This window comes from Streptomyces sp. 150FB (assembly GCF_000818195.1).
GTDB lineage: Bacteria > Actinomycetota > Actinomycetes > Streptomycetales > Streptomycetaceae > Streptomyces.
In genome coordinates this window covers 651975-662258 of the sequence record NZ_JTHL01000001.1, presented here as the reverse complement: position 1 = coordinate 662258, position 10284 = coordinate 651975, and the positions used below count along the sequence as shown (strand labels likewise).

General features: G+C 71.5%; 12 protein-coding genes. 10 read left to right on the top strand and 2 right to left on the bottom strand.

Going from position 1 to position 10284, the window contains the following annotated elements; genetic code table 11:
• From QR77_RS02785 to QR77_RS02770, 4 genes are all read left to right on the top strand, one after another.
• Window positions 1-638 (top strand): SDR family NAD(P)-dependent oxidoreductase (locus QR77_RS02785; RefSeq protein WP_040019494.1); only part of this gene is annotated, 638 nt, incomplete at its 5' end.
• The gene (locus QR77_RS02780) at window positions 617-1708 is read left to right on the top strand and encodes a low specificity L-threonine aldolase (protein WP_040019493.1); all 1092 of its coding nucleotides are present in this window, start codon (window positions 617-619) and stop codon (window positions 1706-1708) included. The genes QR77_RS02785 and QR77_RS02780, both read left to right, overlap by 22 nt.
• Window positions 1709-1802: 94 nt before the next feature.
• Window positions 1803-2399, top strand: a complete 597-nt coding sequence (locus tag QR77_RS02775) for a transglutaminase family protein (protein ID WP_040019492.1) — start codon at window positions 1803-1805, stop codon at window positions 2397-2399.
• 82 nt (window positions 2400-2481) lie between these two features.
• Window positions 2482-3174, top strand: coding sequence for a phenylalanine--tRNA ligase beta subunit-related protein (locus tag QR77_RS02770; RefSeq protein WP_040019490.1), 693 nt, complete (start codon window positions 2482-2484; stop codon window positions 3172-3174).
• Between the two features lie 57 nt (window positions 3175-3231).
• Here QR77_RS02770 and QR77_RS02765 read toward each other — a convergent pair whose 3' ends face one another.
• Complete coding sequence (locus tag QR77_RS02765; RefSeq protein WP_040019489.1) at window positions 3232-3957, bottom strand: lysophospholipid acyltransferase family protein; 726 nt, start codon at window positions 3955-3957, stop codon at window positions 3232-3234.
• Window positions 3958-4137: 180 nt separating this feature from the next.
• Complete coding sequence (locus QR77_RS02760) at window positions 4138-4590, bottom strand: DUF4395 domain-containing protein (RefSeq protein ID WP_052488484.1); 453 nt, start codon at window positions 4588-4590, stop codon at window positions 4138-4140.
• 76 nt (window positions 4591-4666) lie between these two features.
• Between QR77_RS02760 and QR77_RS02755 the strand changes: the two genes are divergently transcribed.
• From QR77_RS02755 to QR77_RS02730, 6 genes are all read left to right on the top strand, one after another.
• On the top strand, window positions 4667-5095 hold the full coding sequence (locus tag QR77_RS02755) for a thioredoxin family protein (RefSeq protein ID WP_040019488.1): 429 nt from the start codon (window positions 4667-4669) through the stop codon (window positions 5093-5095).
• A gap of 170 nt (window positions 5096-5265) precedes the next feature.
• A complete protein-coding gene (locus QR77_RS02750) occupies window positions 5266-5772 on the top strand; it encodes a flavin reductase family protein (protein WP_040019487.1) in 507 nt (168 codons plus the stop codon).
• 194 nt (window positions 5773-5966) lie between these two features.
• Window positions 5967-6752, top strand: a complete 786-nt coding sequence (locus QR77_RS02745; RefSeq protein ID WP_040019485.1) for an electron transfer flavoprotein subunit beta/FixA family protein — start codon at window positions 5967-5969, stop codon at window positions 6750-6752.
• Between the two features lie 66 nt (window positions 6753-6818).
• The gene (locus tag QR77_RS02740; RefSeq protein ID WP_040019484.1) at window positions 6819-7781 is read left to right on the top strand and encodes an electron transfer flavoprotein subunit alpha/FixB family protein; all 963 of its coding nucleotides are present in this window, start codon (window positions 6819-6821) and stop codon (window positions 7779-7781) included.
• Between the two features lie 198 nt (window positions 7782-7979).
• Complete coding sequence (locus tag QR77_RS02735; RefSeq protein ID WP_040019483.1) at window positions 7980-9302, top strand: aldolase/citrate lyase family protein; 1323 nt, start codon at window positions 7980-7982, stop codon at window positions 9300-9302.
• Between the two features lie 97 nt (window positions 9303-9399).
• Window positions 9400-10284 (top strand): serine/threonine-protein kinase (locus QR77_RS02730; RefSeq protein ID WP_150130538.1); only part of this gene is annotated, 885 nt, incomplete at its 3' end.

The following is a 10284-nucleotide window of genomic DNA, read 5'->3' as shown; positions in this document are numbered from 1 at the left end:
GCTCGGACGCCGACGCGGCGCGCCTCGCCGAGGTCGTCGACGCCGCGCGGTACGAGCACGGCGCAGCCACCGTCACCGGCGACACGGTCGATCTGCTCGACCTCGGGGCGACCCGGGAGTGGGCCGAGAAGACGGAGAGCCAGTTCGGCCGGATCGACGGCCTCGTCCACCTCGTCGGCGGCTGGAGCGGCAGCGCCACCTTCCCCGGGACCGACCTGGCCGACTGGGACCTGCTGGAGAAGTTGCTGATCCGTACGGTCCAGCACACGTCCCTCGCCTTCCACGACGGCCTGCTCCGCAGCGCCCGGGGCCGCTTCCTGCTGATCAGCGCCGCCGGAGCGACCACCCCCACGGCGGGCAACGCCGCCTACGCGGCCTCCAAGGCCGCCGCCGAGGCCTGGACCCTGGCGCTGGCCGACTCCTTCCGCAAGGCGGGGGGCGACGAAGGGCCGCGCGCCGCTGCTGCGATCCTGGTGATCAAGGCACTGGTGCACGACGCGATGCGCGCCGAGCGCCCGAATGCGAAGTTCGCGGGCTTCACGGACGCCAAGGAACTGGCCGAGGTCATCGCCGGGGTCTGGGACCGGCCCGCCCAGGAAGTGAATGGAACCCGTCTGTGGCTGACTCCCGAGCCGTGAGGCCGACCGACGCCCGCCGCCACCACGACCCCGGCGCACGCGGCTTCGCCAGTGACAACTACGCGGGGGCGCACCCGGAGATCCTCGCCGCCCTCGCCCTCGCCAACGGCGGTCACCAGACCTCCTACGGCGAGGACGACTACACCGACCACCTCCAGCGGATCATGCACAGCCACTTCGGCCCCACGGCCCAGGCGTTCCCGGTCTTCAACGGCACCGGGTCGAACGTCGTCGCGCTCCAGGCGGTCACCGACCGCTGGGGCGGGGTGGTCTGTGCCGAGTCCGCGCACATCAACACCGACGAGTGCGGCGCGCCGGAGAAGGTCGCCGGGCTCAAGCTGATGACCGTGGCGACGCCGGACGGCAAGCTCACCCCCGAGCTGATCGACCGCCAGGCGTACGGCTGGGACGACGAGCACCGGGCGCGGCCCCAGGTCGTGTCGATCACCCAGAGCACCGAGGTGGGCACGCTCTACACGCCCGGCGAGATCCGCGCCATCTGCGACCACGCCCACGAGCGCGGCATGAAGGTCCACCTCGACGGCGCGCGGATAGCGAACGCCGCCGCGTCCCTCGACGTACCCATGCGTACGTTCACCAACGCCGCCGGGGTGGACATCGTGTCCTTCGGCGGCACGAAGAACGGCATGCTCTTCGGCGAGGCGGTCGTGGTCCTCGACCCGGAGGCCGCGCACGCGATGAAGTACCTGCGCAAGCTCTCCATGCAGCTCGCCTCGAAGATGCGGTTCGTGTCCGTGCAGCTCGAAGCGCTGCTCGCCGGCGATCTGTGGCTGCGCAGCGCCCGCCACAGCAACGCGATGGCGCAGCGGCTCGCCGAAGGCGTACGGGCGCTCGACGGCGTGGAGATCCTCTACCCCGTCCAGGCCAACGCGGTCTTCGCGCGGCTGTCCCACGACGTGGTGCTGCGGCTCCAGCGGCGCTTCCGCTTCTACGACTGGGACGGCACGCCGGGGGACGTGCGCTGGATGTGCTCCTTCGACACCACCGAGGACGACATCGACGGCTTCCTCCAGGGGATCAAGGAAGAGCTGGCCGCCCAGAGCGCCTAGATCCCGTCTCGTCCGGGATCCCGCCTCGCATACATATGCCGGACGACGGAAAAGTAGTGGAACCGCTCGCCCGCCCTCGGTAGGGTCACCGGACATGCCGCTGATCCAGGAAGTTCCCGAGCTGTCCGCTTATCTAGGGGCCGATGAGGCCATCGACCATGAGCATCCGCTCGTACGGGAGACGGCCGCGCGCCTGGCCCCGGTCGGCGCGGACGCATATACATACGCCGAGGCGGCGTTCGTCTTCGTCCGCGACACCATCCCGCACTCCATGGACTCCGGAGACCTCCGCGTCACCTGGCGCGCCTCCGACGTCCTCGAACAGCGCACCGGCATCTGCTACGCCAAGGCGCACGCCCTCACGGCGCTCCTGCGGGCCCGGGGCCTCCCGGCCGCCCTGTGCTATCAGGGGCTCGGTGGCTATCAGGGGCTCGGTGTCGTCCACGGCCTGGTCGCCGTCAGGCTGCCCGGCGAGGAGCGCTGGGCCCGGCAGGATCCGCGCGGCAACAAACCGGGTGTCGACGCGCGGTTCTCCCTCGGCGTCGAGCGGCTGGCTTTCGCGCTCCGCCCGGAGTGCAGTGAAGTGGGCTATCCAGTACTCTATGCTGCACCACATCCCGCCGTCCTGACGGTACTCAAAGCCGCCCGGGACCGGCCGCACCTGGACAGGACGCTACCCGCGACGCTCTGAAGCGCGCGCCGAAGCCCCGTCCCCGACGAACCTCGCAAACCCAGCGAACCCGCACCGAGAAAGCTCCGAGGTACCCCGGACCATGCCCCTCAACCTCACCGTGTCCGACGAGGTGGCCACCCTCGTACCCGGTTACGCCCACTGCCTCATCGAGGCGCGCGACCTGGTGAACGGCCCCAGCAACGCCGACAGTTCCGCCCTGCTCGACGACGCTGCCCGCCGGCTCGCGGCCCGGCTCGACGACCGCGCCCCGCACGAGGACCCGCACATGGCGGCGTGGCGCGCCGCGTTCACCGCCTTCGGCGCCAAACCGTCCCGTACGCGCAACTCCGGCGAGGCGCTCGCCAGGCGGGCCCTGTCCGAGGGCGGACTGCCCCGGATCAACCTGCTCGTCGACGCCTACAACGCGGTCAGCGTCGCCCATCTGATGCCGGTCGGCGGCGAGGACACCGATCACCTCTCGGGTCCGGTACGGCTGATACGCGCCACCGGCGACGAGCCGTTCCACACCGTCGCCGGCGGCGAGCCGGCCGTGGAGCACCCGGAGCCCGGCGAAGTTGTCTGGTGCGACGACGAAGGTGTCACCTGCCGGCGCTGGAGCTGGCGCCAGTGCGTCCGCACCCAGCTCACGGAGGAGTCGGTGAACGCGTACTTCCTGCTGGAGGCGCTCACGCCGGTGACCGCGGGCGAACTGGCGGCGGCCGGCGCCGAACTCGCCGAGTCGCTGGAGAAGCTGAGCCCCGGCGCGCGGATCACGGTCCGCCCCGCCCGGTGATCCGCCCGCGGGACAGGACGGGCGGACCGGGCAAGGACGGACCGGGGTGACCGGTCGTCAGCGGGCGGCCCCGCGTACCTCCGCCGCCGTCGGCGCCGTCCCTCCGAGGTGCGCCGGCACCCACCAGGTGTCGTTCGCGTCCTTGGGCCGTACCGGATAGGCGCGCTGCGCCGCTTCGAGCAGCTCCTGCACCCGCTCGCGCAGCCGCCGCGTGATCGCGCCCGCGTACTGGTCGGTGGGCGCCTCGACCTGCTCGCCGACCCGGATCGTCACCGGGATGTGGCTGCGCCTGAAGTTACGCGGCCGGCCCTTGGTCCACAGCCGCTGGGTGCCCCACAGCGCCATCGGGATCAGCGGTACGCCGGCCTCCTGGGCCATCCGCGCCGCACCGGACTTGAAGCTCTTGAGCGTGAACGACGGCGAGATGGTCGCCTCGGGGAAGACCCCGATGATCTCGCCGGAGCGCAGCGAGTCCAGCGCGTGGGAGTACGCCTTCTCGCCCTGGTCGCGGTCGACCGGGATGTGCTTCATGCCCCGCATCAGCGGGCCGGAGATCTTGTGGCGGAAGACCGACTCCTTCGCCATGAAGCGCACCAGACGCTTCTGCGGGAGCGTCGTCAGCCCGGAGAAGATGAAGTCCAGATAGCTGATGTGGTTGCTGACGAGGACGGCCCCACCGCTGCGCGGGATGTTCTCGGCGCCCTGCGTGTCGATCCTCAGGTCCAGCGCCTTGAACATCGTACGGGCGAAGCCGATGACCGGCCGGTAGACAAGCTCTGCCATCAGGTGAGGACCCTTCTGTTCCGGGGAGGATGCTCCCTGCGGAAGTTACGCAGCCGTAGGTTTTCGGCATTGGGCAAAGGGTGCCCCAAACCCGCCGCCGTGACCAGTCCTCGACTGGGGACACGGCGAGATTCTCGTCACGTCACTCCCGCACCGACGTCACGCACCCGCGCCCACGACTCACCGCAGGCCCGCCGCCGTCCGCCGCAGCACCAGATACATCTCACACCCCAGGCAGTAGCCGAACGCCGCGTTGAGGAAGGCGGCGGCCAGCGCGCACGCGGTCGCCGCGAGTCCCAGCCACTCCGGGCCCCAGAAGTAACCGACGAGGCCGATCACCGCGAACGCCAGGCCGACGCCCTGCGCGAAGCGCGGCGGAGCCGGCGACTCGAACTCGGTCGGCGGCCCGAGGCGCGGACGCACGACCGTACGGAACAGCCAGCCGTACGGTGAGCCGCCCACGCCGGCGAAGGTGCCCAGCGCGAAGCACAGGGCCTGCCAGCCGAGCAGGGCGCCGCTGCCGGTGACGAGCACCGCGGCCAGTACGACGGTGGTCACGGCGGCCCCGAAGCGCGGCCCCCTGACGTCGATGTCGGGGGCCGTACCGGTGCCGGTGTCGATGTGCGTGTTCATGCCCGCAAGCATCCATCGGCCCCGCCACGTATGGGAGTCGGAATATTTGACAGTCGTGTGAACGCTTCATAGGGCTGTGAACTTCACGGGACTCATCGTGTGCGCGGCGATACTGGCGGCCGCGACCGTGTTCGGGCTGCTCCGCAGGCGCGGTGACGGGAGGCTGAAGGTGCGTGGCGACAACGGCGGGACGGCGGCGACGAGGCTCGGCGCCGCCGAACTGGGCGCTGAGCTGGGGGAGCGGGCGACGCTCGTCCAGTTCTCCAGCGCGTTCTGCCAGCCCTGCCGGGCCACCAGGCGCACCCTCGCCGATGTGGCCGGCATGGTCGAAGGCGTCTCCCATGTGGAGATCGACGCCGAAGACCGGCTGGAGCTCGTACGGGAGCTGAACATCCTCAGGACGCCGACGGTCCTGGTCCTGGACGCGGCCGGGCGCGTCGTCCGCAGGGCGGCGGGCGCGCCCCGCAAGGCGGATGTGATCGCCGCACTCGGGGAGGCCCTGTGAAGTACGCCCTTGACCGCACCCGGCGCGGGTCGTCAGGCTGACCGCATGCCGAACGAACTCCTTCTCCCCGGCCGGGCCCAGGCGGGCCAGGGCCGCGACGCGGGTGCGCTCCGTCCGGGTGCCTGAGCGGTCAAGGCCCCCCATACATCCCTCGCGTAAGGACTTCTCGCATGGCGGCGACCCCCGATCTCGGCACTGCCCGGACGGCCTCCCCCGATCTGCTGCGCTCCGTGTTCCGCCGGCACGCGGCAGGCGTGGCGGTCGTCACGGCGCAGGGTGAGCAGCCGGTCGGATTCACCGCCACCTCGCTCAACTCGGTCGCCGCCGAACCGCCGCTGATCTCCTTCGGGGTGGGTACGTCGTCCTCGACCTGGCCGGTGATCGCGGAGACGGAGTACGTCGGCGTACACATACTCGGCGAGCACCAGGAGGAGCTGGCTGCCGTGTTCGCGCGCAGCGGCGCCGACCGCTTCGCGCCGCCCACCACCTGGCACCCGGGGCCCGGGAACGTACCGCTGCTGGACGGCGTCCTCGCCTGGCTGGTCTGCCGCGTCGTCGCCCGTATCCCGGCGGCCGACCACCGCATCATCGTGGCCGAGGTCGTCGTGGGCGACCCCGGGGAAGCCGGCCGGCCGCTGCTCTACCACCAGGGACGCTTCAAGGCGCTGCGCGACTGAGACCGCCTTCGCGCTGCTCCGGGCGTCGGCAACGTCACAGTTATAAGCGCTTGCTCAGGGGTAAGCGAGTAGCTGTACTGGCGAGTAATATTTACTCCGGTACGCCGGTCCCCCGACCGGAAACCGCCCCATAAGGCGCCTATGCTGCCTGCAACAAGGCAGCCCAGAAATGACGATGCAGTAGGAGAGCCGGCGTGAGCTTGAGGATCGTTGTCTGTGTGAAGTACGTGCCCGACGCCACCGGTGACCGGCACTTCGCCGATGACCTGACCGTCGACCGTGACGACGTCGACGGCCTGCTGTCGGAGCTCGACGAGTACGCGGTGGAGCAGGCGCTCCAGATCGCTGCGGAGGCGGACGACGCGGAGATCACCGTGCTGACCGTCGGACCCGAGGACGCGAAGGACGCGCTGCGCAAGGCGCTCTCCATGGGCGCCGACAAGGCCGTCCATGTCGAGGACGACGCGCTGCACGGCACCGACGCGCTCGGTACGTCGCTGGTGCTGGCCAAGGCGATCGAGAAGACCGGCTACGACCTCGTCGTCTGCGGCATGGCGTCCACGGACGGCACGATGGGCGTGCTGCCCGCGATGATCGCCGAGCGTCTGGGTGTCCCGCAGGTCACGCTGCTCTCCGAGGTCTCCGTCGACGGCGGCACGGTCAAGGGCCGCCGGGACGGCGACGCCGCGAGCGAGCAGTTGGAGGCGTCCCTGCCGGCCGTCGTGTCGGTGACGGACCAGTCGGGCGAGGCCCGCTACCCGTCCTTCAAGGGGATCATGGCCGCGAAGAAGAAGCCGGTGGAGGCCCTGGACCTGGAGGACCTGGAGATCGACGCGGAAGCGGTCGGTCTCGCGGGTTCGTGGACGGCTGTCGAGTCGGCGGCCCAGCGTCCGGCGCGCACGGCGGGCACGATCGTCAAGGACGAGGGCGAGGGCGGCAAGCAGCTCGCGGAGTTCCTGGCCGGCCAGAAGTTCGTCTGATCCCTGGCCCCGGCCGGGGCCCCTCACCGCCCCTCAGACCGCTCGCACATTCGCAGGAGAGACCCCATGGCTGAAGTTCTCGTCTATGTCGATCACGTGGACGGTGCCGTCCGCAAGCCCACCCTGGAGCTGCTGACGCTGGCCCGCCGCCTCGGTGACCCCGTCGCGCTGTCGCTCGGTGCGGGCGCCGAGGCCACCGCCGCCACCCTCGCCGAGCACGGCGCGGTGAAGGTGCTGGTCGCCGACGCCCCCGAGTTCGCCGACTACCTCGTCGTCCCCAAGGTCGACGCCCTCCAGGCCGCGTACGACGCGGTGTCCCCGGCCGCCGTGCTGCTGCCCTCCTCGGCCGAGGCCAAGGAGATCGCGGCGCGCCTCGCCGTCCGTATCGGCTCCGGCATCATCACCGACGCCACCGACCTGGAGGCGGGCGCCGAGGGTCCGGTCGCCACCCAGGCGGTCTTCGCTGCCGCGTTCACCACTAAGTCCCGTGTCTCCAAGGGCACTCCGGTCATCACGGTGAAGCCGAACTCGGCGCCCGTCGAGGCCGCCCCCGCGGCGGGTGCCGTCGAGACGCTTTCCGTCACCTTCGGCGCCACGGCGACCGGTACGAAGGTCGTCTCCCGCACCCCGCGTGAGGCGAGCGGGCGCCCCGAGCTGACCGAGGCGGCGATCGTGGTCTCCGGCGGCCGCGGTGTCAACGGCGCCGAGAACTTCGCCGTCATCGAGGCCCTCGCCGACGCGCTCGGCGCGGCTGTCGGCGCCTCGCGCGCCGCTGTCGACGCCGGCTGGTACCCGCACTCCAACCAGGTCGGCCAGACCGGCAAGTCGGTCTCCCCGCAGCTCTACATCGCGTCGGGGATCTCGGGCGCGATCCAGCACCGGGCCGGTATGCAGACCTCGAAGACCATCGTGGCCATCAACAAGGACTCCGAGGCCCCGATCTTCGACCTGGTCGACTACGGCGTGGTCGGCGACCTCTTCGCCGTCGTCCCGCAGCTCACCGAAGAGGTCAACAGCCGCAAGGGCTGACCCCTTCTCGCTCTCCCTCTCTCACGGCCCGGGGCCGCGCGGTGAACTCGACCGCGCGGCCCCGCGCCGTATCCCCGCCCTCCGGCCGCCATTGACGCGGAGAGGGCCCCCCGATTAAATGCGTTCAACAGATTGTTGAACCGCGAGCCGGTGTGCGGGTACGGCACCGTTACGCCGGCGACCAGGAGGGTGCAGGGGATGGGGCAGCAGGAGAACGTGGCCACGAGCCTCCCGGGCGCGCTGAGCGCGTCCCTCGGTGCCTACCTCGCACCGGTCGACGCGGAACTCGCCCGCCGCTACCCCGGGGACCCCGCCACCCGGCAGCCCGTCCACACCGTCTACGTACCCGCCGACGCCTTCACCGCCGGCACCGTCCGCTCCTGGGGCGACCAGGCGCTGGCCGCCCTCGACGAACACGCCCCGGACGCCGCCTCGCTGGCCCGCGTCCTCGGCCTCTCCGACGCCCTCGCCGGGCCGGTGTACGACCGGGTACGGGCCAAGCTGGAGCGCGAACCCGTCGAGGACCTGCGGATCGACTTCGAGGACGGCTACGGACCGCGCCCCGACGCCGAGGAGGACAGGGACGCGGCGCGCGCCGCCCGGCTGGTCCACGCCGCGTACGGCGACGGCACGGCGCCGCCGACAGCGCACCCGACAGCGCCCCCCTACATGGGCATCCGGATGAAGTGCCTCGAAGCGGCCGTGCGCGACCGGGGCATCCGCACCCTCGACATCTTCCTCAGCGGGCTCCTGGAGGCGGGCGGCCTGCCGGAAGGGCTGGTCCTCACCCTTCCCAAGGTCACCTATCCGGAGCAGATCACCGCGATGGTGCGCCTCCTGGAGGAGTTCGAGAAGGCGCGCGGCCTCGACCACGGGCGGATCGGCTTCGAGATCCAGATCGAGACCAGCCAGTCCATCCTCGCCGCCGACGGCACGGCCACCGTCGCCCGGATGATCGGCGCCTCCGAAGGCCGGGCCACCTCCCTGCACTACGGCACCTTCGACTACAGCGCCTGCGTCGGCGTCAGCGCCGCGTACCAGTCGAGCGACCACCCGGCGGCCGACCACGCCAAGGACGTCATGCAGGTCGCCGCGGCGGGAACGGGCGTACGGGTCTGCGACGGCTCGACCAACGTCCTGCCCGTCGGACCCACCGCCCAGGTCCACGAGGCGTGGAAGCTCCACTACGGCCTCACCCGGCGGGCCCTGGCCCGCGCCTACTACCAGGGCTGGGACATGCACCCGGGCCACCTCCCGACCCGTTACGCCGCCGTCTTCGCCTTCTACCGCGAGGGCCTGGAAGCGGCGGCCGCGCGCCTCGCCGCGTATGTCGCCAGGGCGGGCGGCGACATCATGGACGAACCCGCCACCGCCAAGGCGCTCAGCGGCTACCTGCTGCGCGGCCTCGACTGCGGAGCCCTCGACGCCGACGAAGTCACCCGCCTCAGCGGCCTGGCCCGGGCCGAACTGGAAGGCCTCGCGAGCCCCCGCCGCGCCGGACTCACCGCAACCGGCCGGTAACTCCTCTCTGTCCGCCCGTGCCCCTAGTCTGTTGAACGACCACCGCACCAGCGGGTTCCAACAGGCGAACGGAGCAAAGGCGTTGACGGGGGAGAACATGCAAGGCGAGGAATCGGGCAGGCTGCTGGCGGGGCGTTACCGGGTGGTCGACCAACTGGGCCGGGGCGGCATGGGGATCGTGTGGCGCGCGGTCGACGAGGTCCTCGGCCGTGAGGTCGCGGTCAAGGAACTGCGTACCTTCACCGACGCGGCCGGACCCGAACTGGCCGACTTACGCGTACGGATGCAGCGCGAGGCCCGCGCGGCCGCGCGCATCAGGCACCCCGGAGTCGTCGCCGTGCACGACGTCGCCGAGCAGGACGGCCGCCCCGTCATCGTCATGGAACTCATCGACGGCCCCTCCCTCGACGACGTACTGGCCCGGCGTGGCACCATCGACCCCCGCGAAGCCGCCGCGATCGGCGCCAAGGTGATGGAGGCGCTCGGCGCCGCGCACCGCGCGGGAGTGCTGCACCGCGACGTCAAGCCCGGCAACGTCCTGCTCGACAACGACGGCCGGGTCGTGCTCACGGACTTCGGGATCGCCGCGATCGACGACCCGGGCGACGGCTCCTCGACCAACCTCACCCGCAGCGGTGAACTGGTCGGCTCGCTTGACTACTTGGCGCCCGAACGCGCCCAGGGCCGGCCGCCGGGCCCGGCCTCCGACGTATGGGCACTCGGCGCGACCCTCTACGCCGCCGTGGAGGGCGGCTCGCCCTTCCGGCGTACGTCGACCTGGTCGACGCTCACCGCCATCGTCACCGAACCGCTGCCCGAACCACGCCTGGCCGGACCGCTGTTCCCGGTACTCCAGGAGTTGCTGAACAAGGACCCGGCGCTGCGACCCGACGCCGCCACGGCGGCCGCGCTGCTGGCGGCGGTGGCCGGGTCGGGCGGCGACGCCACCTCGACGATGAGGCTGGGCAGGCCGCCGCGTACC

Bases quoted from the DNA above. Each gene is read 5' to 3' on its own strand.
- QR77_RS02740 (WP_040019484.1), top strand. From the start codon at position 6,819: ATGGCTGAAGTTCTCGTCTATGTCGATCACGTGGACGGTGCCGTCCGC.
- QR77_RS02775 (WP_040019492.1), top strand. From the start codon at position 1,803: ATGCCGCTGATCCAGGAAGTTCCCGAGCTGTCCGCTTATCTAGGGGCC.
- QR77_RS02735 (WP_040019483.1), top strand. From the start codon at position 7,980: ATGGGGCAGCAGGAGAACGTGGCCACGAGCCTCCCGGGCGCGCTGAGC.
- QR77_RS02765 (WP_040019489.1), bottom strand. From the start codon at position 3,957: ATGGCAGAGCTTGTCTACCGGCCGGTCATCGGCTTCGCCCGTACGATG.
- QR77_RS02750 (WP_040019487.1), top strand. From the start codon at position 5,266: ATGGCGGCGACCCCCGATCTCGGCACTGCCCGGACGGCCTCCCCCGAT.
- QR77_RS02760 (WP_052488484.1), bottom strand. From the start codon at position 4,590: ATGAACACGCACATCGACACCGGCACCGGTACGGCCCCCGACATCGAC.
- QR77_RS02770 (WP_040019490.1), top strand. From the start codon at position 2,482: ATGCCCCTCAACCTCACCGTGTCCGACGAGGTGGCCACCCTCGTACCC.